The organism is Rhizobium sp. 01T417, from assembly GCF_056398905.1.
Genome location: NZ_JBFTQH010000015.1, coordinates 14,602 through 37,620, shown reverse-complemented (window position 1 = coordinate 37,620; position 23,019 = coordinate 14,602). Strand labels below are relative to the sequence as shown.

At 59.5% G+C, this 23,019-nt stretch carries 21 protein-coding genes; 14 read left to right on the top strand and 7 right to left on the bottom strand.

Annotation, left to right across the window (positions count from 1 at the left end; all coding sequences use genetic code 11):
* The first annotated feature begins 142 nt into the window (after nucleotides 1-142).
* The 5 genes from AC1DPR_RS16350 to AC1DPR_RS16330 all read left to right on the top strand — a co-directional run bounded on the left by AC1DPR_RS16350 (nucleotide 143) and on the right by AC1DPR_RS16330 (nucleotide 5,241).
* The gene (locus AC1DPR_RS16350; protein ID WP_477816717.1) at nucleotides 143-2,653 is read left to right on the top strand and encodes a heavy metal translocating P-type ATPase; all 2,511 of its coding nucleotides are present in this window, start codon (nucleotides 143-145) and stop codon (nucleotides 2,651-2,653) included.
* 9 nt (nucleotides 2,654-2,662) lie between these two features.
* Nucleotides 2,663-3,058 carry a Cu(I)-responsive transcriptional regulator gene (cueR, locus tag AC1DPR_RS16345; RefSeq protein ID WP_112665031.1) on the top strand — a complete coding sequence of 132 codons (396 nt, stop codon included), beginning with the start codon at nucleotides 2,663-2,665 and terminating at the stop codon, nucleotides 3,056-3,058.
* Between the two features lie 143 nt (nucleotides 3,059-3,201).
* Complete coding sequence (locus AC1DPR_RS16340) at nucleotides 3,202-3,741, top strand: sigma-70 family RNA polymerase sigma factor (protein WP_477816716.1); 540 nt, start codon at nucleotides 3,202-3,204, stop codon at nucleotides 3,739-3,741.
* A complete protein-coding gene (locus AC1DPR_RS16335; protein WP_477816715.1) occupies nucleotides 3,728-4,495 on the top strand; it encodes an anti-sigma factor family protein in 768 nt (255 codons plus the stop codon). Before AC1DPR_RS16340 ends, AC1DPR_RS16335 begins: the two co-directional genes overlap by 14 nt.
* 23 nt (nucleotides 4,496-4,518) lie before the next feature.
* Nucleotides 4,519-5,241, top strand: coding sequence for a Bax inhibitor-1/YccA family protein (locus AC1DPR_RS16330; RefSeq protein ID WP_477816714.1), 723 nt, complete (start codon nucleotides 4,519-4,521; stop codon nucleotides 5,239-5,241).
* A 126-nt stretch (nucleotides 5,242-5,367) separates the two neighbouring features.
* Here AC1DPR_RS16330 and AC1DPR_RS16325 read toward each other — a convergent pair whose 3' ends face one another.
* The 3 genes from AC1DPR_RS16325 to repA form a co-directional block, all read right to left on the bottom strand.
* Nucleotides 5,368-6,504 carry an RHE_PE00001 family protein gene (locus AC1DPR_RS16325; RefSeq protein WP_477816713.1) on the bottom strand — a complete coding sequence of 379 codons (1,137 nt, stop codon included), beginning with the start codon at nucleotides 6,502-6,504 and terminating at the stop codon, nucleotides 5,368-5,370.
* A 168-nt stretch (nucleotides 6,505-6,672) separates the two neighbouring features.
* The gene (gene repB / locus AC1DPR_RS16320) at nucleotides 6,673-7,656 is read right to left on the bottom strand and encodes a plasmid partitioning protein RepB (protein ID WP_477816712.1); all 984 of its coding nucleotides are present in this window, start codon (nucleotides 7,654-7,656) and stop codon (nucleotides 6,673-6,675) included.
* The gene (gene repA / locus AC1DPR_RS16315; RefSeq protein ID WP_477816711.1) at nucleotides 7,653-8,849 is read right to left on the bottom strand and encodes a plasmid partitioning protein RepA; all 1,197 of its coding nucleotides are present in this window, start codon (nucleotides 8,847-8,849) and stop codon (nucleotides 7,653-7,655) included. The genes repB and repA overlap by 4 nt, the downstream gene beginning before the upstream one ends.
* A gap of 196 nt (nucleotides 8,850-9,045) precedes the next feature.
* Between repA and cobF the strand changes: the two genes are divergently transcribed.
* The 5 genes from cobF (at nucleotide 9,046) to AC1DPR_RS16290 (ending at nucleotide 13,367) form a co-directional block, all read left to right on the top strand.
* The gene (gene cobF / locus AC1DPR_RS16310; RefSeq protein WP_477816710.1) at nucleotides 9,046-9,813 is read left to right on the top strand and encodes a precorrin-6A synthase (deacetylating); all 768 of its coding nucleotides are present in this window, start codon (nucleotides 9,046-9,048) and stop codon (nucleotides 9,811-9,813) included.
* A gap of 65 nt (nucleotides 9,814-9,878) precedes the next feature.
* Nucleotides 9,879-11,243 (top strand): precorrin-3B synthase, encoded by a 1,365-nt coding sequence (gene cobG, locus AC1DPR_RS16305; RefSeq protein WP_477816709.1) that lies wholly within the window; start codon nucleotides 9,879-9,881, stop codon nucleotides 11,241-11,243.
* A 2-nt stretch (nucleotides 11,244-11,245) separates the two neighbouring features.
* Entirely contained in the window at nucleotides 11,246-11,878 is a 633-nt protein-coding gene (locus tag AC1DPR_RS16300) for a precorrin-8X methylmutase (protein WP_477816708.1), read from the top strand.
* Nucleotides 11,875-12,606 (top strand): precorrin-2 C(20)-methyltransferase, encoded by a 732-nt coding sequence (locus tag AC1DPR_RS16295; protein WP_477816707.1) that lies wholly within the window; start codon nucleotides 11,875-11,877, stop codon nucleotides 12,604-12,606. Before AC1DPR_RS16300 ends, AC1DPR_RS16295 begins: the two co-directional genes overlap by 4 nt.
* Nucleotides 12,603-13,367 carry a precorrin-3B C(17)-methyltransferase gene (locus AC1DPR_RS16290; RefSeq protein WP_477816706.1) on the top strand — a complete coding sequence of 255 codons (765 nt, stop codon included), beginning with the start codon at nucleotides 12,603-12,605 and terminating at the stop codon, nucleotides 13,365-13,367. Before AC1DPR_RS16295 ends, AC1DPR_RS16290 begins: the two co-directional genes overlap by 4 nt.
* On the opposite strand, the gene AC1DPR_RS16285 is transcribed toward AC1DPR_RS16290, so the two are convergent.
* Nucleotides 13,331-14,101, bottom strand: coding sequence for a cobalt-precorrin-6A reductase (locus AC1DPR_RS16285; RefSeq protein ID WP_477816705.1), 771 nt, complete (start codon nucleotides 14,099-14,101; stop codon nucleotides 13,331-13,333). The two genes, AC1DPR_RS16290 and AC1DPR_RS16285, sit on opposite strands and share 37 nt — an antisense overlap.
* Between AC1DPR_RS16285 and cbiE the strand changes: the two genes are divergently transcribed.
* Nucleotides 14,100-15,332 carry a precorrin-6y C5,15-methyltransferase (decarboxylating) subunit CbiE gene (gene cbiE, locus AC1DPR_RS16280; protein ID WP_477816704.1) on the top strand — a complete coding sequence of 411 codons (1,233 nt, stop codon included), beginning with the start codon at nucleotides 14,100-14,102 and terminating at the stop codon, nucleotides 15,330-15,332. The genes AC1DPR_RS16285 and cbiE overlap by 2 nt on opposite strands.
* A 10-nt stretch (nucleotides 15,333-15,342) precedes the next feature.
* Nucleotides 15,343-16,104: a precorrin-4 C(11)-methyltransferase gene (cobM, locus tag AC1DPR_RS16275; protein ID WP_477816703.1), complete on the top strand. Its 762-nt coding sequence runs from the start codon at nucleotides 15,343-15,345 to the stop codon at nucleotides 16,102-16,104.
* Nucleotides 16,105-16,122: 18 nt separating this feature from the next.
* Here the strand turns inward: cobM and AC1DPR_RS16270 are convergent, their stop codons facing one another.
* On the bottom strand, nucleotides 16,123-16,935 hold the full coding sequence (locus AC1DPR_RS16270; RefSeq protein ID WP_477816702.1) for a TIM barrel protein: 813 nt from the start codon (nucleotides 16,933-16,935) through the stop codon (nucleotides 16,123-16,125).
* 699 nt (nucleotides 16,936-17,634) lie between these two features.
* On the opposite strand from AC1DPR_RS16270, the gene AC1DPR_RS16265 reads away from it, so the two are divergent.
* Complete coding sequence (locus AC1DPR_RS16265) at nucleotides 17,635-18,417, top strand: response regulator transcription factor (RefSeq protein WP_477816701.1); 783 nt, start codon at nucleotides 17,635-17,637, stop codon at nucleotides 18,415-18,417.
* A gap of 214 nt (nucleotides 18,418-18,631) precedes the next feature.
* Here the strand turns inward: AC1DPR_RS16265 and AC1DPR_RS16260 are convergent, their stop codons facing one another.
* Nucleotides 18,632-19,780: a glycosyltransferase family 2 protein gene (locus tag AC1DPR_RS16260; RefSeq protein WP_477816700.1), complete on the bottom strand. Its 1,149-nt coding sequence runs from the start codon at nucleotides 19,778-19,780 to the stop codon at nucleotides 18,632-18,634.
* 237 nt (nucleotides 19,781-20,017) lie between these two features.
* Between AC1DPR_RS16260 and AC1DPR_RS16255 the strand changes: the two genes are divergently transcribed.
* Nucleotides 20,018-21,142 (top strand): glycosyltransferase family A protein, encoded by a 1,125-nt coding sequence (locus AC1DPR_RS16255; RefSeq protein ID WP_477816699.1) that lies wholly within the window; start codon nucleotides 20,018-20,020, stop codon nucleotides 21,140-21,142.
* A gap of 641 nt (nucleotides 21,143-21,783) precedes the next feature.
* Here the strand turns inward: AC1DPR_RS16255 and AC1DPR_RS16250 are convergent.
* On the bottom strand, nucleotides 21,784-22,890 hold the full coding sequence (locus AC1DPR_RS16250; RefSeq protein WP_477816698.1) for a glycosyltransferase: 1,107 nt from the start codon (nucleotides 22,888-22,890) through the stop codon (nucleotides 21,784-21,786).
* Nucleotides 22,891-23,019 lie beyond the last annotated feature (129 nt).

Here is a 23,019-nt window from a genome sequence, read left to right as displayed (position 1 = left end):
CAAAAGCACGTCGAAATGCGGCGGCAGGTCCGAATGGGCTATTCTATCCACATTCGTCGTTGCGCAACTTTCCCCTTGACCTTCCAGTCGCTGGAAGGTTCATAAGGATGTCCAATGCCACATCAGGGCAAGGGAGAATCGCATGGATAGCACGCAGGACCATCATAACCACGGGCATCATGGCCATGACCACCATGAGTACCGAGCGCCCTCTGCGGACGACGTTGTGCGCGATCCTGTGTGCGGCATGACGGTCGATCCCGAGGCAGGCAAGCCCTCGCTCCGGTATGACGGGCATGCCTATCATTTCTGCTCGGAAGGCTGCCGGCGAAAATTCGAGGCTGCGCCACAAGACTACCTGACAGCGAAGGATCCGGTCTGTGGCATGACCGTCAATCGGGCGAACGCCCGGCATTTCCTGAAGCAAGGGGGTGAAAAGTTCTATTTCTGCTCGGCCGGCTGCAAGGCGAAGTTCGAAGCCGATCCCGCCGCCTACCGCGATGGAAACCGGCCCGCCGCAAAGCCGATGCCGAAAGGGACGCTCTATACCTGCCCGATGCACCCAGAGGTCGTCAGCGATCATCCGGGCGACTGCCCGAAGTGCGGCATGGCCCTGGAACCGATGGGTATTCCACCTGTCGATGAAGGTCCCAACCCGGAACTCGTGGATTTCACCCGCCGGCTCTGGGTGAGCGGTGTGCTCTCGATCCCGCTGCTTGCAATCAGCATGGGGCCGATGATCGGCCTGCCGCTGCGTGACTGGATTGGAGAGCCGCAGGCGACGTGGATCGAACTCGTTCTTGCGACACCTGTCGTCCTTTGGGCCGCCCTGCCCTTCTTCCGCCGCGCCTGGGCCTCTCTTGTCAACCGCAGCCCGAACATGTGGACCCTGATCGGCCTCGGCGTCGGGACGGCGTATCTTTATAGTGTCGTAGCGGCAATCCTGCCTGGCATCTTCCCTCATACCTTCCGCGGCCATGGCGAGACGGTTCCTGTCTATTTCGAGGCCGCCGCCGTCATCGTCGCTCTGGTATTCGTGGGTCAGGTTCTGGAACTGAAAGCCCGCGAGAAAACCGGTTCGGCCATCCGTGCATTGCTTGATCTTGCGCCGAAGACCGCGCGCCGGGTCAACGAGGACGGTTCTGAAACCGATGTACCGGTCGATGATGTCCGGGTTGGCGATCATGTGCGAGTTCGCCCGGGCGAGCGCATCCCGATCGACGGATCCGTCAGTGAAGGGCAGTCGACGGTCGACGAGTCGATGATAACTGGAGAACCCATCCCGGTCGAAAAACAGAAAGGCGACGCAGTTACCGGCGGTACCATCAACAAGAATGGCGCCCTGGTGATGGTGGCAGAAAAAGTTGGCGCCGACACGACCCTGTCGCGCATCGTCGACCTTGTCGCAAAGGCACAGCGTTCGCGCGCCCCGATCCAGGGCGCGGTGGACCGCGTTTCTGCCGTCTTCGTGCCCGCCGTCGTTGCCGCGGCTGTCGCTGCCTTCGTTGTCTGGAGCCTTGTTGGCCCCGAGCCGCGCATGGCGCATGCGCTGCTCGCCGCCGTTGCCGTGCTCATTATCGCTTGCCCATGTGCGCTTGGTCTTGCAACCCCCATGTCGATCATGATCGCGACCGGGCGCGGCGCTCAGGAAGGCGTTCTCATCAAGGATGCAGAAGCGCTTGAGCGCTTCGCGCGAGTCGACACGCTGATCGTCGACAAGACAGGCACGCTGACAGAGGGAAAGCCGAGGCTTACGGATGTCGTCGCGCTTGGCGGTATCGAAGAGGCTCGCCTGCTGCAGCTGGCCGCCAGCCTGGAGCGTGGATCCGAACATCCGCTGGCCGAGGCGATCCTATCGGGTGCCGAGGAGCGTGGCATTGAGCTCAGCGATGTCACCGACTTTGAAGCACGAACGGGCAAGGGTGTCGTGGGCAAGACCGGCGGGATAGTCGTTGCGCTCGGCAACGCCGCAATGATGGATGATCTCGGTATGGACGTCACGCCGCTCGCCGAGCAGGTTCGGTCACTGCGCGACGAGGGTAAGACGGTGATGTTCGTCGTCATCGATCAAGGTCTCGCCGGTTTTGTGGCGGTTGCCGACAGGATCAAGCCAACCACGGCGGCTGCGATAAAGGCGCTGCACGAGCACGGCCTGAAAATCATCATGGCCACCGGCGACAACGAGCGCACTGCGCGCGCCGTTGGAAAGAGCCTCGGCATCGACGAGGTGCGCGCCGACATCCTGCCCGAAGGCAAGAAGGCTCTGGTCGACGAATTGCGCGGCAAGGGTGCCGTGGTCGCAATGGCAGGCGATGGCGTCAACGATGCACCTGCGCTTGCGGCAGCCGATGTGGGTATCGCGATGGGCACCGGTGCCGATGTGGCCATGGAAAGCGCCGGCCTGACGCTGGTCAAGGGCGATCTGACGGGGATCGTGCGCGCCAGACGGCTTGCCATGGCCACCATGCGCAACATTCGCCAGAACCTCGGCTTTGCCTTCGGTTACAACGCACTCGGCGTGCCGCTCGCCGCTGGCGTGCTCTATCCGGTGTTTGGCCTGCTGCTGTCGCCGATGATCGCCGCGGCCGCCATGAGCCTGTCGTCCGTCTCGGTCATCACCAACGCACTTAGACTGCGGCTCGTCAAACTATAGGAGATTGCCATGAACATTGGGCAAGCATCGGAACACTCCGGACTGGCTCCGAAAACGATCCGCTACTACGAGGATATTGGCCTGATCCGCCCCGACCGGGGCGGAAATGGCTATCGCGACTATGCCGAGGCCGATGTTCACAAACTCCGCTTCCTTCAAAGGTCGCGCGGCCTTGGTTTTTCCGTCGAGGAATGTCGCCAGTTGCTGGCACTCTACGAAGACAAGAGCCGGGCGAGCTCGGATGTAAAGGAACTGACGCAGACGAAGTTGACAGAGATCGATCGAAAGATCCGGGAGCTTACCGAACTGCGCCGGACATTGGAGCATCTGGTCCACGCATGCCACGGCAATGACAGACCTGATTGCCCCATCCTTGAGGAGCTGTCGGACGCTCGGCCTGAATAAGGCCCCGCAGCCTCCTGCGTGCCTTTGCCTCGGCGTCATCGCGACGCCAGCCTTCCGGCTTCCTACCGATCCCCCAAAAAACCGGGCCAAATTTTTTTTGCGGCGGCTGGAATAACTCTTCGCTCGCATCCGTATACTCAGTCATGGAACGGAAAGAACGCCCATTCGATGTCATCAGCCAGCTTGCGGCGCTTCGGCGCTACGCGCGCTCGCTCGTGCGCAATTCGGATGATGCGGAAGACCTCGTTCACGACGCGCTGATGCGCGCTTACGAGAAGAAGCAGAGTTTCCGTCGTGGCGGCAACCTGCGAACGTGGCTGCTGTCGATCATGCACAATGCTCACATCGACCGCATCCGCCAGGACCGCTCCCTGGTACGCCGGCACGACGAGGCAGCGCTGGAGACCGAACAGTCTTTGCAGGCCGGCCAGGAACACGCGGTTCGTCTCCAGCAGGTACGCGACGCGTTCTTCCATCTTCCGGAAGAGCAGCGAGAGGCACTGCATCTCGTTGCGATCGAGGACCTTTCCTACCAGGAAGCGGCAGCGGCGCTCGGCATCCCGATCGGCACATTGATGTCGCGCATATCACGCGCCCGTGCCCAGCTTCGCGAGTTCGAGGAGAAGACGCCGCGCGCGGTACACCTGAGACTCATCGGAGGGAACGGCAATGAAGGCAATTGATCCTATCGTCGACGCTGATCTCGATGCTTATGTCGACGGCGAACTCGATGTGGCGCGCCGCATTCAGGTGGAATCCTTCCTGTCAGAGAACCCGGCAATTGCCGCCAAGGTCATGGCTGACCTCAGCATGAGGGGTGAGTTGCGCCTTGCGCTTGCCAGCGAAAACGCCTTCGGCCGCCCGGAAACGCGCGACGCTGCTCGACGCCTGGAGCGCGGCCTCACCTATGGCCGGATCTTCCATTCGATGCAGCGGATCGCGGCTGTCGCCGTTCTCATCGCCGCAGGCTGGGTCGCCCACACTTCTTTCGGCGCGTTTACGGCAACCGAAGTAGCCGCCTCTGTGCCAGCGCCGGCCTATGTCGAAGATGCAGTGCGCGCCTATCAGACGGCGCTGCTTCGCCAGTCCGTGCCGTCTCAGCCCGTCGCGAGCTACAAAGCCGAGGACATTCGCGCAGCAACTGCGATCGTCATGCCGCAATTGCCCGAGAACTGGAAGATCTCCGACGTACAGATCTTCCCGTCCGAATTCGGTCCGAGCGTCGAAATGGCGATCAAGACGCCTGAGGACAAGCAGATCTCGCTTTTTGCCGTCCGGCCGGGTGCATTTGCCGTGCAGTCCGTAAAGCATGTCGCCCTCGACAAGGCCGAAGCAGCCTACTGGCAGATCGGCGATGTGGCTTATGCGCTCGTGACCGGCGATCGCGACATAAATCTCGATGCGGAAGCCGAGCGGCTTGCCCGCGCCCTCTACTAGTTCGTTCAACCGAGGAGATCAGCATGAACCCCACCAATCCGCGTTTTGGCTACGGCTCGGCCGCCGGCTCTCAGGCGCTGTTCGACGAGGGCCTGCGCCGGCATATGCTGCGCGTCTACAACTACATGGGCCTCGGCCTCGTCATCACGGGCATCGTCGCATTCATCGTCGGCAGCACACCGGCGCTTTACGTGCCGATCTTCCAGTCCCCGCTGAAGTGGGTCGTGATGTTTGCGCCGCTTGCCTTCGTCTTCTTCTTCTCGTTCAAGCTTCAGACGATGTCGGCCAGTGCGGCCCAGATGACCTTCTGGGCCTTCTGCGCAGTCATGGGCCTGTCGCTCGCATCTGTCTTCCTGGTGTTTACAGGCACGAGCATCGCACGCACCTTCTTCATCGCCGCGACCATGTTCGGCGCGACCAGCCTTTACGGCTATGCGACCAAGCAGGATCTCTCACGCTTCGGCTCGTTCCTGATGATGGGCCTGATCGGCGTCGTCATCGCGAGCATCGTCAACATCTTCCTTGGCTCGAGTGCCCTGCAGTTCGCAATCTCGGTGATCGGTATCCTCGTCTTCGTCGGCCTGACGGCCTACGACACGCAGAACATCAAGGAACAGTATTCCGAAAATTATGATCAGGAATCGAACCAGAAGCTTGCCGTCTTCGGTGCGCTGTCGCTCTACCTGAACTTCGTCAACATCTTCCAGCTGCTGCTCAATTTCACGGGCGAGCGGGAACAGGGCTAAGCGCTTCTGGGGGCAATGGAAGCGCTAGGCACCCGGTTCGCACTCTGTGACAGGATGCGCGGATCGGGTGCTCACTAACGACAGCGGCCGGGTCTCCACGCCCGGCCGCTTTCGTTTCTTCTGAGATCAGATGATGCCCCAGGCGCGGTAGCGCCCTCGCCCGGTGATTTCCCGGATGCCGATATCATTCAGCAGATTGAGCGCGCCACGGCTCGTTATCCGCAACTCGCGGGCCACCATTGCCGAGGAAACCATCGGCCGCGACAAGACAAAATCCGCAAGCTGCGGCAGGCTGCTGTTCGAGCGACGATCCCTGAAGCGGATTTCCATCTGTGTGCGCGCCAGCGAAAGCCGGTCCATTTCCTTCAAGCCCGCAGCCGCGCTTTCCGCCATCGCTTCAAGGAAGGCCTGAAGTCGCGTCAAGCGATCGCGCGAACGTCGTCGCTCATAGCGTACCGTCTTGAGGCCGGCATAGAAGGCGAAAAGGTGCGATGTGACTTTGCCGCGGGCGCGCAGATAGCTGGCAACAAGAAGCCCACCAAGCCAATGCTGACGACGAAGTGGCTCCATCCGTTCCCACGCATCAAACAGTAAGGCCGCACCAAGCGCTGGGGGCAGGCTGTCGGCGATCGAAATGGTCTTGCGCCACGCGCGAAGGCGCGCCGCCTCATCCCATTCTTCGTCGTCGAAGAGACCGAGAGGGTCGTCGCTCCGCTTCTCGCGAACGCGGTCAGGCGCCTCATGCGGCTCCGGCGCACCAGGACTGCCATGGCTGTCCAATAGCCGCTGCGATCTCTCCAGGATCGCATCAATCTCGGCCAGTTCAGCGGAGAGAAGCGCATCTGCTTCATTTTCGGCATCGTCGTCTTCGACCAACGCCTTTGCGCTCCCGGTTTCTGGAGCAGCCCCCTCCCCTTGAGTGTCGCCGCCGAGGATCGACAATCCTGAACCGCTCAAGGCCCAATCCGGCGCTGCCGTCCAGATGCGCCGTCGTGCGCGCAGGATCGAATGGGCAATCGTCAACTCGTGGCTTGGCGTTCGTGTGTCCATATGTGCGTCATGCAGGACAAGGTCCTCGACGTGAACCAGCTCGCCTGCGACCCACAGAGCACCGACCGCATCAAAAAAATTCCGGCGCTGGGCAAAGCCTTCAGCGATCGCTGCGCGTGCCGCACGCTCATCGAGCCTCGCCAGGCCATCTTCGGCCTCGACAATCGTCGGCAACAGACTGACCAGCAAAGGACTGTCGATTTCATAGCGCATTGTTAGCTATTTCGATTTCCCCGCAACGGAACCCAAATCACCTTTAACTTCCGTCATGTATGACATGAGTGGAGAGCACATTCAAATCGCCGGACGACTAAATTCTCGCCTGATACTGAAGATCCAGAGCTTATTGGCAGGTTCAGTGCTGTCGTCGGCCCCGGAAGGTTATTTTCCGCCCCTGAACGCGTCGTAGAGATCGTCGAGGTGGCGCGAAATATAGTCGCCAAAGTCTGCTGCATCGCCCGTCTTCAGCGTGATGGTGAACGAATCACCGGCGCTCCTGATGCGGCCCTTGATCTTGCCCGGCTGCTTCGGAGCCCATTCATACTCGCTCACCGCTTGCCGATCCGGCTTCCTTGCCAGTTCGGCGACAACGAGCTCGAAGCGTCGATCGCTGTCCTGATCGGCGAACTCAGTGGAGCCAAGGAGCTTGTGCAGGCGCGAGGTCGTCGCATTCGTCCAACCTTGCGCAAGGGCAATCCATTTGCGCCGTCCGGCAGCCGGCGCCGCACCGATCGCTCTGATCACGTCCATCGGGATCGTCCTGGCGACCGAGATCAGTTTCGACAATTCCGTCTTGTCGGTTGAAAGCGCCTTCATGATGACGGATCGCTCGAAGCCCTTGCTCTCGAGATTAAAGGCAAAGACGGCCCGCTCGACATAGGACAGGTTGCGCCTCGCAGAGTTCTCGATACCTTGCGCAATGACGACATCAACATCATCGAGCGTCCTGATGATCGCCTGTACCTTGCGCCCGAGCAGTCGCAGCGCCTGGAGGCGCCGATGGCCGTAGACCACCTGGTAACGCGCATCGTCGTCAGGATGCTGGCGAACGAGAATAGGGACCTCCTGCCCATTTTCCTCGATCGAGCGCACCAGCTCATCGGCGAGATCCTGCGGCAGGTCGGCAAGACGATCCCTGACGAAGGACGTGTCCACGAGTTCAGGATCGAGTTCGACGACGCGCTCACCTGACAGCAGCGCCTCCTGCATCGCCCTGCTCTCTTCTTCCATGCGTCCGAGCGTCAGCGCCATCGAACGAACCGGACCGGCCGGACCGCGCATGGGCGCTTCGTCTTCCGGGTTGGCCGCGGCCAACTCCTGTGCGGTATCGTCGAACAGCCCCTTCAGTCGATCTCGTCTGCTCATGTCCGGCCCCATGCCCTGTGAATTCCGGCAAGCACCTCACCATTGGCGGCGTTCACCGACTCCAGCGCTCTGTCGTAGGTAGAACGCCGGACCTGACCCCTCTCGATTTCATAGAGCGACTGCTTCGTCAGCCCGGCATCGGCGATCGCCGTGGACTTGAGGATCGTCGCCGTCAGGACATCGTCACCAAACAGGTTGCGCAGTAGCGCAACGATCTGTGATTGCGGCGCATCGAAGGGCTCATGGCGCGTGACCACGTACTTGATGAAGTCATGCTGCAGGTCACCGCCTGCCTTGCGTACGACCGATAGCAAATCGGAGGTCATGAGCAGGAATTGCGACATCGAAGCCACGTCGACCATCTGCGGATGGATGGTGATGAGAAGCGACGTTGCCGCACAGACGGCGCCGAGCGTCAGATAGCCGAGCTGTGGCGGGCAATCAATGACGACGACATCGTAGTTCGCCTCAACCTCTGAAATGGCAACGCCGACGCGCCGGAAGAACACCTCGCCGGTCCGCTGGCGATCACCGAGCGCGCGCGGCGTCTCGTGCTCGAACTCCATCAATTCGAGATTTCCGGGCACCAGATCCAGACCGTCGAAATAGGTCTTGCGCACCACGTCCTTTAGCGAGCGGCGGCTCCCGTCATAACGGATCGCACCGTATAGTGTATCGCCATCGGCAAGATCGAATTCCGGCTGGACGCCGAGCATCGACGACAGCGATGCCTGCGGATCGAGGTCGATTGCCAGCACGCGATAGCCGTTCAGCGCCAGATACTGGGCGAGGTAAAGTGTTGTCGTGGTTTTCGCCGAACCGCCCTTGAAATTCGTAACCGCGACCGTCTGAAGCTTTTCACCCGGCCGACGCCACGGCAGATAGGACAGCGCGTCCTTCGGCTTGATCCTGGCCATATGCTGTCGCAACTCGCTGATCTGGCCGAGCGTATAGGAACGCCGACCGTTTCCGGAGAGCTCCGGCTGCGGCCCCTTGCCGTCGAGTGAGAGCTGCCGCAGGTATCCGTCCGATACGCCGATCATCTGCGCTGCTTCCCCTGACGTGAACGTCCGCAACGTCTTTTGCGACAATGGCGGGAAGAGCTTTTCGCGGAGGAGCTTCAGCTGACGAGAAAGCTGATTCGCGTGCCGCTCGATGCGGACGTCCGTCGTCGATACGCTAATGTTGTCCAAAACACCCGATCCCTATCAATGCGCTTTTCTATCAACATCGCGCTAAAAAGCGTATCGAAGATGCCATGATTCGCGAATCGCGACAACAACAGCCATGCTGGCCTTTGCGAAGTTGGCCGCGGCCAACTCCATGCCCTGCCCCTTGCGGAGACAGGCTGGCTGCGCCAGAAACGGACAGAACGGAAGAGGAAAAGGCGTGCGTCATATCCACATCATCGGCATCGGGACGGGCAATCCCGAGCATCTGACCGTCCAGGCGATCAACGCTATGAATGCCGTCGATGCGATCTTCATTCCGACGAAGGGCTCTGAAAAGGAAGGACTTGCGGCCGTGCGCCGGGAGATCTGCAGCCGATACGTCACAAACAGCCGCACCGCCATCATTGAATTTGCCGTACCGAAACGCGCCACCACCGACCGGACATATCTTGAGAGTGTGGATGAATGGCATGCCGCCATTGCCGAGACCTATGTACGCCTCATCGGAGAGCTACCGGAAGCCGGCGAGGGTGCATTCCTCGTCTGGGGCGACCCTAGCCTCTATGACAGCACGATCCGCATCCTCGAGCGCGCCCGACAAGCCGGCACCCTCGCCTTCGAGTTCAGTGTCATTCCGGGTATTACGAGCGTCCAGGCACTCGCCGCAAGCCACCGCATACCGATCAACCTTGTTGGAAAGCCGCTTGAAATCAYCACGGGCCGGCGTCTTCTCGAACAAGGCAGTCAGGCCGAGAGCACAATAGTGATGCTCGATGGCGAAACCGCCTTTTCGAAGATCGATGACCCCGACGCGGAAATCTTCTGGGGCGCCTACCTCGGAACGCCGGACGAGATTACCCGGGCCGGCCGATTGGCTGACGTTGCAGAGGAGATCGTCCGGCTCCGGGCTGAAGCACGGGCGCGTCACGGCTGGATCATGGATATCTATCTACTTCGCAAGGGACATGATTTCGACGATCTTTGACACGGATCAGGTTTTGCGATGATCACGCCCGCTATATAAGGACATGATCCAAGGAACTGGCAGTGATGACATTGGGCGAACAGACGGCGCATAGCGGCCGGGAAGAGGCACTCTCGACCTGGCAGCGCCGTGGCGCCTGCCCGACGCTGCTGGAACCGATGCAAACCGGCGACGGCCTCCTGGCGCGGCTGCGCCCCACCGGCGGCATTCTGACTGCCCGGCAATTCATCCAGTTGGCCGAGGCCGCAAAAAGTCACGGAAACGGGATCGTCGAGATCACGGCACGCGGCAGCCTGCAGATCCGCGGCCTTCGATCAGGCTCGGTCCAGCCACTCGCAGCCGATCTCGCGGCATCAGGTATCTCGGTTCCCGCCGGCCCGGTCATCGAGCTCTCGCCGCTGCATGGAATCGCGCCCGACGAGATCGGAAATCCAGGCGAGATCGAGGCACGGCTTCGCGAGGAACTCGCTGTCGAACTGCTCTCGCCGCTGCTGGCCCCGAAGCTGTCGATTGTGATCGATGGCGGCGGCATCGGTGGCCTTGCTGCAGTCACCGGCGACATTCGCGTGAGCGCGGTTTCTGTTGGTGTCTGGCACGTTGCCATCAACGGCGACGAACGAACGGCGCTGCCGTTGCTGACGGGGAATGCCGATGAAGCAGTTCGGGCGGTCGGTGAGCTACTTCGCCAGCTTGTTCTGCTCGGCCGGCACAAACGGTGCCGGGATATCGAGCGTGAGCGGCTGCTGTTGGCCTTTCCTTCGATGGAGGCGATGACGCTCGCAAGAGCGCCCATACGCAAAGATCCTCTGATCGGCACCATCGCCCTGCCCGACAGTTCGGCAATCCTTGGTCTCAGGTCGCGCTTCGGCCAGATGCGTGCCAGCGAGCTTATTTCATTTCTTGAACAAGCCGAAGCGCTGGGCGCAACAGAAGTCCGGCCTGGCCCTGGGCGCATTTTCTTCCTGGTGGGGCTCGACGGCCAGTCAGCCGTAACCGTTGCGGAGATGGCGCCCCGGTACGGACTGTCAGTCGACTGCGACGATCCGTCGATGCACATCGCCACTTGTGCCGGCGCCGGCGCCTGTGCTTCCGGCCGCTTTCAGACCAAGGCCTGCGCCGAGAGATTGGTCGGCAAAGCACGGGAACTGCTGGACGGCTCGATGACTGTTCACCTCTCAGGCTGCGCCAAGGGCTGCGCCCATCCGCGACCCGCTCTTTGCGTTGTCGGCGCGGACGATGGTTATCGTCTCATGTTGGACGGCGTCGCATCGGACATTCCCGATGCACAGATTGCTGGCGGCGATATCGATTCCGCTATAGAGAAACTCGCTCGCCTCATCAAAAACGAGAGACAAGCTGGCGAATCGGCTGCCGCCTGCCTTAGACGGATCGGCAAACACGACGCCATAAAGGCGCTGCGACAGGAATAGGAATGCCTGACTACGACTACATTCACAGCGGGGACGCCATCTACCAGCGGTCCTTTGCGATCATCCGCAGCGAAGCCGACCTTTCACGGTTTTCTGTCGAGGAAGCCGATATTGCCGTGCGCATGATTCACGCATGCGGGCTCGTTGAGGCGGCAGAGCATTTTGTGTTCTCGCCAGGCTTCGTCAGCGCCGCACGCGCCGCCTTGCATGATGGCGCACCGATCTTCTGCGATGCGGAAATGGTGGCGCATGGTGTCACCCGGACACGCTTGCCCGCCCAAAACGACGTGCTCTGCACCCTGCACGATCCGCGCACCGCGGAGCTTGCGAAACAGAACGGCAATACCCGCTCGGCGGCGGCGCTCCATCTTTGGCTGGACCGGCTGGCCGGCAGCGTCGTTGCGATCGGGAATGCTCCGACAGCCCTCTTCCATCTGCTTGAATTGCTTCGAGATGGCGCACCGAAACCGGCTGCGATCATCGGCATGCCGGTCGGCTTCGTTGGTGCGGCCGAATCGAAGGATGCGCTGGCGCAGAACTCCTACGGCGTGCCGTTCGCGATCGTGCGTGGCCGTCTCGGCGGTAGCGCCATGACGGCCGCCGCTCTGAATGCCCTTGCGAGGCCCGGCCTATGACGAATCCTGGCCGTCTTATTGGCGTCGGCACTGGTCCCGGCGACCCGGAACTCCTGACGGTCAAGGCCGTCAAGGCGATCGAGGCAGCGGACGTGGTTGGCTATTTTGCCAAGCAGGGCAGGGGCGGCAACGGCAAGGCGATCGTCGAGCATCTCCTGACCGCGGAAAAGACGCTGCTGCCGCTCTATTACCCGGTGACGACCGAGGTCGAAAAGACGGACGAGGCCTATCGAAACCAGATTACCGCCTTCTACGATCAATCGGCCGCCGCCGTTGCCGCGCATTTGGAGAACGGTCTCACTGTCGCCGTGTTGAGCGAGGGTGACCCGCTGTTCTATGGTTCCTACATGCATCTGCATGTACGCCTGGCGAACCGTTATCCAACTGAGGTGATCCCGGGGATCAGTGCGATGTCAGGATGCTGGTCGCTTGCCGGCCTCCCGATCGTTCAGGGAGATGACGTGCTTTCCGTACTGCCGGGTACGATGGCTGAAGCCGAGCTGCAGCGCCGACTGTCAGACACACAGGCCGCGGTGATCATGAAGGTCGGACGCAACCTTCCCAAGATCCGCCGCGCGCTGGAGGCATCCGGACGCCTTGCCGAGGCCGTCTATGTCGAGCGAGGCACCATGGTCAATGCGGCGATGACGAAACTCGCCGACCGTCCCGACGGCGACGCACCCTACTTTTCACTGGTGCTCGTGCCCGGCTGGGAGTCTCGCCGATGACCGGCAGGCTCTTCGTGATCGGGACCGGTCCCGGCAATCCGGATCAAATGACACCGGAGGCGGCTGCGGCGGTTTCCAAGGCAACTGAGTTCTATGGATACGGACCCTATCTCGACCGGCTGAACCTCAGATCCGATCAGCGGCGACAGGCCTCCGACAACAGGGAAGAGCTGGATCGGGCATCGGCCGCGTTGCGTGCGGCGGCAACCGGCGCAACCGTCTGTGTCGTGTCCGGCGGAGACCCGGGAGTCTTTGCGATGGCGGCCGCAGTATGCGAGGCCATAGACAACGGCCCGAAAGAATGGCGCGCGATCGACCTCGTGGTGCTGCCGGGGATTACCGCCATGCTTGCGGTTGCCGCTCGAATTGGTGCTCCGCTTGGCCACGACTTCTGCGCCATTTCGCTATCTGACAACCTAAAGCCTTGGAATATAATAGCAAACCGTCTTTCAACGGCTGCAAAGGCAGGCTTCGTCATTGCGCTTTACAATCCGATCAGCAAGGCACGGCCCTGGCAACTGGGCAAGGCGTTCGACTTGCTGCGCTCGGACCTGCCGGCAACGACGCCAGTGATTTTCGGTAGAGCCGCAGGACGCCCTGACGAACAGATCACCATCCAGCCGCTTGCAGAAGCCGACGCGACGACGGCTGATATGGCAACCTGTGTCATCATCGGTTCGCCCGAGACAAAGGTGATCGCTCGAGACGGGAAGCCGGACCTCGTCTACACTCCGCGGTTCATCGCAGGGGGAAACAGGTGATCGACCGCCGCCAGCATCGCTTCAACAGTGGCAACCGTCTCGATGGTGGCGGCTGGCGCCCGCGCGACCATGAATACTTCGATGCCGAGCTGGCGTGCAGCCTGGATCTTCGCATAAGTCGCCGAACCACCGCTGTTCTTGGTCACAAGGGCATCGATGCGATGGGTACGGAGCAGCGAAACTTCGCTTTCGACACAGTAGGGGCCGCGATCGAGAACGAGCTGGACGTCGGGAAGAACAAGCGGCGGCTCGACAGGATCGACGCTTCGCACAAGGTAAGAGTGCTGGGGGGCGGCTTCGGCGCGATGGGCTTCCTGGCGCCCGATTGCCAGGAAGACCCGGCGAGGGGAGGGGCCAAGCCGCTCTATCGCTTCCGCGATGGTCGCAACAGGCGTCCATCGATCGCCCGGCTCAGCCATCCATTCCGGCCGGCGCAAGGCCAGTGCGGGAATGCCCGCTGCAGCTGTCGCCTCACTGGCGCTTCTGGAGATGCGAGCAGCGAACGGGTGCGTTGCATCGATCAAAAGGTCGAAACCACCATCACGCAGAAAGGCGGCCAGACCTTCGGCACCACCAAAACCGCCAATGCGCAGCGGAACTGGCTGATCGGAGGGTTTCTCCGTTCGGCCAGCAAGCGAGAGCAAAATATCGTACCGGCCAGTGCGATCAAGCGCTTCAGCGAGAGCTCGCGCTTCGCCGGTGCCTCCGAGCATCAGGATGCGGATTTTGCCCATGTCTGATATGCCTTCCGCTCCCGGCCAACGCTGGCTGACTATTATCGGCATCGGCGAAGATGGTCCAGCCGGACTGGGTGACGAGGCGAAGCGGCTGATCGCTGCCGCGCCCGTCGTCTTCGGTGGCAAGCGGCATCATGAGCTCGCGGCCGGGCTCATTACCGGCAAGAGGCTCGCCTGGGAAAGCCCTTTCGAGACGTCCATTGACGCGGTCGTGGCACTCCGGGGCTCGCCGGTGGTCGTCCTCGGTTCAGGAGATCCGTTTCTCTACGGTATTGGCGCAACGCTGTCGCGCCGCATAGGTGCCGAGGAAATGTACGTCATCCCGGCGCCATCCTCGTTCAGCCTGGCTGCCTCGCGCCTTGGCTGGCCGCTCCAAGAGACGGCGACCGTTTCGCTGCATGGGCGACCACTGGATCTGATCCGGCCACACCTACACCACGGCAGGCGGATCATCGCATTGACGTCCGATGGCGAGACGCCGGCGCAACTTGCGGAGCTCCTCCGCGTCTCAGGCTTCGGCGAATCTCCACTGCACGTCCTAGAGGCGCTTGGCGGGGATCGCGAGCGGCAGCGCTCAGCGCGTGCCGATCGCTTCGACCTCGGAGAGATTGACCCGCTGAACGTTTGCGCAATCGAGATCGTGGCAGGGGAGGGGGCGCGAAAGATCGCCTTCACACCGGGGCTGGACGACACGCTTTTTGAACACGACGGCCAGATCACCAAACAGGAGATCCGTGCAATCACGCTTGCAGCCTTGGGTCCGCGCCATGGTGAACTGCTTTGGGACATTGGCGCCGGCTCCGGCTCGATCGGCATCGAATGGATGCTCGCAGACCCGTCACTGCGCACAGTCGCCATCGAGCAATCGAGTGAGCGCGCCGCGCGCATCGCAAGAAATGCGGTTTCCTTCGGCGTTCCAGGGCTTGCGATCGTGGAGGGAACCGCCCCGGAGGCGCTTGCGAACCTGCCCGAGCCCGACGCGGTCTTCGTTGGCGGCGGCGGCAGCGAGGAAGGTGTACTCGCGGCCGCGCTTCACGCCTTGAAGAGGGGAGGGCGTCTCGTTGCCAATGCCGTTACCCTTGAAATGGAATCCCTGCTGTTTTCGTTGCAGCGGCAGCATGGCGGCACATTGACACGTATCGAGATAGCGCGCGCGGCGCCCCTTGGCGGTATGACCGGTTGGCGTCCGGCGATGCCCGTCACGCAATGGCGCTATATAAGGAAGTGAGAGAAATCAGATGACGACAGTGCATTTCATCGGCGCGGGGCCGGGGGCAGCGGACCTGATTACGGTGCGCGGCCGTGACCTCATCGCCAAATGCCCGGTTTGTCTCTACGCGGGTTCGATCGTCTCTCCGGAATTATTGCAATATTGCCCGCCCGGCGCACGCATCATCGATACGGCACCGATGTCGCTTGATGAAATCGAGGCCGAGTACCTGCGGGCCGCCGCAGCCGGGGAGGACGTTGCACGATTGCATTCGGGCGACCTTTCCGTCTGGAGTGCCGTTGCCGAACAGATACGCCGGCTCGAAAAGCACGACATCGGCTATACGATGACGCCTGGCGTGCCTGCCTTTGCGGCGGCAGCGGCAAGCCTTGGCAGGGAACTGACCATTCCAGCCGTAGCGCAAAGCCTCGTGCTCACGCGTGTCTCCGGCCGTGCATCCCCAATGCCGAACGAGGAAACTCTGGCGAGATTCGGAGCGACGGGCTCGACGCTGGCCATCCACCTGGCCATTCATGCCCTGGAACAGGTTGTTGCGGAACTGACACCGCTCTACGGCGCTGACTGCCCGGTTGCGATCGTCGCCAAGGCGTCCTGCCCGGATGAGCGGATAATCCGGGGGACGCTCGGTGACATCGAGGAAAAGCTTGCCGCCGCGCCCATCGAGCGGACGGCGATCATCTTCGTCGGCCAGACGCTTGCTGCCAGCGGCTTTCGCGAGAGCTCGCTCTATGATGCGTCCTACCAGCGACGCTTTCGCGGCCGGAAGTAGGGGAGGGGACTGCACGCCTCAGACCTCTGCGGAAAGGTAGTCCATGCTCGCCCGCAGCGCCTTTGCCGGATCGCTGAGGTCATGCACCTTGGCCGCGAACGGTTCGAAGGAAAACGGTCCGGTGTAGCCCGCCTCTATAAGGGCACGCATTTGCCCGGCATTGTTCAGGCGATCATCTGCCGCCACCAGAACGCGGTGAGGATCGCGCATATCCGCGATCGAGACGGCAGGATCGCTAACGCCGGAGATATGAACCAGCCCGGTCAACTCAGCGAAGAGTTGTTCCTCGCCGGCAAGGTGATGATGGAAGGTGTCATGCACCAGCTTGAATGTGGATCGTCCAGCCACAGCGTCGATTGCCGCAACAGCCTCTGCCTTTGACCGGAGCGAACAAATCTCGAAGCCGAGGGGTTCGACAAGTCCCATGATTCCGGCGGCATCGAGCATCGGCTTCAAGGAAGCCAGCGACCGGCGGAGATTTTCCTGCCGCTCGCCATCTGCACGACCAGTCCCATCGTTTTTCGGGACAAGAACAAGTGCGCGCGCGCCGCAAGCCTTGGCATAGTCGATCAGTTCCCGGGCTTCGTCCGCACGGGTGGGGTTCCACTCGTTGAAGCGCTGCAGCGCATTGATCGAGAGGATAGTCAGCCCGTGACGCTCTGCGGCCTGGGCAACGGTCGCGGGCGAGGTTCCATCGAGGATCGCATTGCCCGCAAGGTCGTTGCGGATCTCAACCGCATCAATGCCAAGCGACGTCGCCAACGCAAAGAGATCTTCAATCGCCAACGATGGCGCCGCCATATGGTTGAGGGCAAAACGAACGAGCGGCATTCCTGGTCTCCTCCTAAACCTTGGTATTCACGGCGGGTGTTAGGCACCTCTCTACCCCAATCGGCTTCCTGATCCATCCACTGCGAGCCCCGAGGCCCTTTCATTCGTGACAGAAAATAGGCCAGCCATGAGAGATGCCCCTCATGGCGAGGCAACCACGACAGCACAGGAATAATATCGCTCGGGAGCGCGCAACGAACGCCATATAAGAATAGTAGAGCAACCTCTGTATATTCGTCGATTGCTGGAAACCTAAACAGTTACTTAGGCACAACCAACGGCGTTAAGAATATATAAAATGCGATTTTCGGGCGTATTTTTGGTTAATAACGATCCCGCCTGTAACATAATTCAGGATTTTTATTCCAACGCCATTCAGTTGATACGGCCTTTTAATACTGCGTGTTTCTTTTAGTGAAACTGAATTTCAAGATTTAACAAAGATAGGTATAAATTTGTATGCCCACCTTTCGTACGTTAACCTTTGGAAATATTTTTGTATTGCTTATTAGCATGTATGTATGTAGCTTCTTAATAAAGTAGAAATTCGACAACAACAAAATAGTTGTTGGGCACAAGTCGAATATCTACTTTGTTGCATACTAAAGGGGATCATCACAGCGTTCAGGGGACCGTCGCAAAGTATTGCGTATACTTGATGCGTACCGTCCCCCAGCACTAAAGGGTATGAGGGCTAGTATGAATTACGTACCTTCGGAATTCGAAAATGGCAAAATCGCATTGAACAGGCTCCGGCCTGTACCGACACTCTCCAAGGCAAGCACGGAATTCGAGCATACTGAAAGGGAGCACGGCGATGACCAGTGCCTGCTGATTATCGACGCCAGAACGCTCGAACGCGAATGCCTTGCGACGACCTTGAAAGCGAACGGCCTTAGCATGGGTGCTATTGCCGTCGGCTCAATTGCAGAGTGGCAGCGCAAGAAGGATACGAACCGACCCGTCGGCGCGGTCCTTCTCAACATTGCCGGCCGGAAGGCCGACGATGCTGCCCTGTCCGAAGAAATCGCTACGATCACCTCAGAGCTTGCGCCGGCTCCGGTCGTTATCCTGGCCGATGGCGACGACCTCAACCAAACCTTGAAGATGCTCCAATGCGGCGCGCGCGGTTTCATACCGACGTCCGTCGGAATTGAGGTATGCGTCGAGGCACTTGCTCTTGCGGTTGCAGGCGGCACCTTCATCCTCGCGGGTAACAACTTTTCTCCGTCTGCAGGAGAAACTGCCTCGATCGACATGAGCCAGAAGCCGCAGCGACCGAACGAGCTGACGCGCATCTTTACGCTAAGGCAAGCCGAGGTCGTCCAAGCGCTCCGCAAAGGCAAAGCAAACAAGATAATCGCGTATGAACTCAACCTCCGCGAAAGCACGGTCAAAGTTCATATTCGAAATATCATGAAGAAGCTGAAGGCAACGAATCGGACGGAAGTTGCCTACAAGTTAAACGATATGTTCCAGTAGAGTGAGACAAGCTGGACCGGTTTGATCATTGATGCGGGAGCCGTACAGGCTTGCTCGGATTGGGCTGCAACAAGGCCCGATCCGAGCAAGCCAATGCCTGCAAGCTTGCGAATGAGACGATATCACCAGTTCAGGGCGTTTTGGGAGTTCCCTATAAATTCCGAAAGCGCACAGAACCGACTGAAAACCGCTCAACGCATCCACGCGGCGATCTTTAGTAGCCGGCGCGATACCAGCGCAATTTTCGCCACTTCCCACGCAGGCCTCGATATACCCGTCCAATGAAAAATATCGGGTGGCAGGCTGCTTTTCCGGGACCAACAGAGATACGCCATTCGAGACCGCGCCAACCGGGAACCTCCTCAACATTCGGCACCATCTCACGCGCCAGCCCGGACATGAGCTTAACTCGTTTCATGTCTACCTCCCAATGGCAATACAAGTGAATTGCCATCTCCAGACAATGTCTCGCGAGAGCCAGGTTCGCACTCGAGCGCAGCGTTTCCGCTTCCGGAATGGAACCGGCAATACTCCCGAATAGAACGTCAAAAGCTGCGCGGCGCTCATGCACATCCTTCAGGTCGTCCACGCTGGCCGAGAGGCTCTTGCCATGCTCACGGTGCCATGCCTGATCCGCCCCGTGAACAAAGGCAACATCCGAAAATGCAGACAGTCTCAACCACATTTCCATGTCATGGGTATGGGCCAACTCCCGTTGCCCACCAACTTGATCGACAACGCTGCGTCGCATCATCACCTCAGGGGAGGTAATAACGTTAACTCCATTCCTGCAACGGTCCGCGAGCCATCTCCGACCAGGCCATATTGTCCAGCTCAGAGCCGTGGTGCGCGGCCTGGGCAATTTCTCGCCACTGAAATGAATTGGATGGCCGTAGACCAAGCCGACAGACGGAAAACTGCACATGACATGAGCCGCACGCTGCAGCGCGCCGGGCGTTAGGATATCGTCGGCGTCAAGTCGAACCAAAAACTCCCCTTGAGCTGCAGCCAGGCCATCATTGAAGGTTTCGACAGGCCCGGCGTTTTTCCGATGACTGATCACTTTCACACGAGGGTCGTTTGCCGCAAACTGCCGTGCTACCTGCAGACTTTCGTCTGTCGAAGCATCGTCGACCACGACAACTTCGACATCGACCCCGCACTGCGATAACGCGCTTTCAATTGCCTCAGGCAAATAGCGCGCATAATTGTAACAAGGGATTATCACAGCAACAGTTGGCCGAGTGAGTAGTGAAGGCCATGGTTTGACTCTCAGCCGGCGGTCGACAGCAGGCACGGTCCTATCAGGGCAGTCGTTGTCGGGCCCCAGTATCTGAGTAGTGCAACGCAAAAATGCAGTCATGCCGATCTGCCCCTAAGCTGCCGTCCAGCAATGCCCCAGATCGCTTTTCCAAAAGGGAAGTGCGACACCTGAATATAATATTATTACCCTAGTGCCACATCATCGCAAAATACACATCTCTGTTTTGACTAAACAATACTTGGAGAGTACCTCAAATTTGGCACAAACTCCCTCTTGCTTCTAATTGCTTTGTATTTAGTATCAAGAACAATCTTTAAATATCCAAGCGTCGAGCTGATGGCCACTGTCCAGATCCTTGTGCCGTGCTATAACTATGGACGATACCTTGACCAATGCGTGTCAAGCGCTCTCGACCAAGAGGGCGTCGATGTCAAAATTCTGATCATCGATGACTGTTCATCGGACCACACGCCTGAGGTAGGTCGGGCGCTCGCGGCGAGAGATTCTCGAATTACATTTCTTCGCCACGAAACGAACCGGGGACATATCGCGACATACAACGAAGGCATAAAGCTGATCGACGCCGATTACTTTGTATTGCTTTCGGCTGACGATTGCCTGGCTCCGGGCGCGCTCGTGCGCGCAACATCGCTCATGGATGCCAACCCAAACGTCGGAATGGTTTATGGTCAAGCAATATGCTTTTCTACAGATCATCTTCCAGAAACCCGCCAAGCGTCGAGTGGCACATCGATTTGGTCGGGCGAACGGTGGATGCGGCAAGTCTGCAGATCCGGGAAGAATTTCATCATTTGTCCGGAAGCTGTTGTACGTTCTAGTGTCCAGAAAGAAGTCGGGGGATACGATCCATCGCTTCCTCATTCCGGCGACATGGAAATGTGGCTGCGCATCGCGGCGATCTCCGATATTGGCCGTGTGAGCGGGGCCGATCAGGCCTTCTATCGGGTTCATGAGCAAAGTATGCAAAGAACCGTTCATTCCGGTTTTCTTTTCGACCTCATCGGACGCGCTGAAGCATTCCGGTCAGCGTTCACCAAGGCGGGCGCGACACTTCAAGCCCGCGACGAACTTCACGCGCTTGCAAAGCAGGCACTCGCATTAACCGCTGTGCGGTACGCCCTGGATCTTGTCTATTTCCCGTCACAGGACCCCCATCCGGCCAGTGACTATCGCGACTTCGCGGTCTCGCTGTTCCCTGACATTGTAGAGACCCGCCCATATCAATCTTTGCTGGCAGCGGAGCGGGCAGATCGCAGCGCACTGCGAAAGTCCGTGAATCACTTGAAAGTCCGATGCCAGAAATTTTTCGAGGCTCACCTGTTCAACCGGATCGAATTCCGTTGGGCTCGGCAAACCGGCGTGTACTTCCCTCGATGCGACTTTGTTGGCTACCTGCAAGAAGTAACTGCAATTCGCCGGACAAAGGGAGCAGGCTTATAGGGCGACCACGCCGGGCTCCGCGAGATGCCACCCTCTCGCGACCAGTTCAATGAGACCAAACAGCATTGATCCAAAACTGCCGTAATCGTCAAAGCCAACTTTTTTTGAAGCCATTGATCCAACCAACCGGATGGCGATCGCCCGCCGGTCCGCCGTCCGTCACGCGGTGGACTCGAATTTGGACAATCGCCCATCTCCAGTTGCTGACGGAGAAGCTGATCCGCGCCACAAGACAGCCGATCGGAGGAACGTCGCCCAAGAATCCAGCCCCGGGCACAACGCACCAAGTCTCTCGCAGCGGCGGCCAGGGCCTCGAGGCCGTTCGTCATATCTGCTCATCGGGACGCCACCCGGAATGAGGGTCGTCGCCGCGCGGCCAGGTCCCGCACCCAATCCAAGTCAGCCCATTGACGTCAACGCTGGGATGCACACGAAACGTGCAGCCTTGCCAGTGCCGATTGTCCACGATTCCTTTCCTCTTGCGCCGCCGAATTGGCAGGGAGATCTCCACGCCTTCCGGTGCAGGCAGGCGACTGCTTCGATCTGAGCAACTGCTGGACAGGCAGCGGTGACATCAGCCGGAAGGATCATACGCGCGACAATCCAGTTGGCGATGTCTTCTAGATTCACGCATCTTAATTTCAGTATCCAGCATCCGCTTCAAGGCGTCGGCCAATATGGTCCGGCGCGAGAAACTCGCGGTAGGCGGCAACAACGTCTTCACGTTCCGCTGCTGTTGAATAGCGAGAATGAACAAAACCGGATGCTTGATAGCCGCGCTCTTGGCACCAGCCCGGCTGCGCTCTGTCCATATTCAGGGCATGTTCGATCGCCATTGCGAACGACGTAATGTCACCGTTGTTGATCGAAGAGCAAAATTCGGGCTGAAAGAACTCGCTACCGCCGAAACCATGATTTCCGACTACATAACAGCCGCATGCCATTGCCTCAGCTGCCGGCAAGCCAAAGCCTTCCTGATGGGTAAATGCCAGAAATATCCGGGCCTGTCGCAGCTGTTCCGCAACTTGTCGATGCGAAAGTCCGTCCAATGCGGTAACTTCCCAGCCATCGAGTGTGCCACGCGCACGAAGAACTTCGAGCACCTGCGTTGCGTCGCCATGGGCACGCCGTGGCATATAGGCGATACGCCGCGGCCTCTCGCCAATACCTAGATGAAACACGTCGGGATCAATGCTAATGCGAATCCGGCTCGCTCTGCACGCGGGATATGCATAGCGGAGCATCGCCAAATTATGGTCGGAGACTGTCAGAACACCGACGAGATCGGGCGATGCAGAATAAGCTATCCCGCAGGGCCGATGTCGTTGCCATGTCAAATGGGTGTTTTGATTGAAGATTACATGCTGGATTCCACGCGGCAATGCCTTGATCACCGACACATCGAGCTCGGACACGACGAGCAGATCGCCGCGTTGCACTCTCACTTTGGAAATATCGGTCACTCGCGTGTCGTTCTCAAACCAGTTGCATCTGAAGCCTCGCTTCTGGTGAAGGACAAGCGCGTTAATTCCAGCCGCGTTGAGAATATCAACGTGTCGATAAATGACGCGAATTCCACCCGATGGATCGTCGTAATCCGGAGTCAAGAAGTAAACTGCGGGATTGGTGGATTGTTCGTCCGCCGTCACAACCCGCAGTTCCCACCTCGCGGTACGCGCGGCTTTGACGACCCGTTTAAGGGCAGTCGAGATGTCAGCTGATATGCCGGAGACGTAGCGATTTATCATGTTTCAGACACGTTCCTTTCTTTCCGCATTGTAACGGGGCCTAGCGTTTCAACAATTGGCTCAAACGTCGAATCCGGTACATCCAAAGGACGATTGCATCCGTCGTGCTTAAGAGCTGACTTTTCCTGA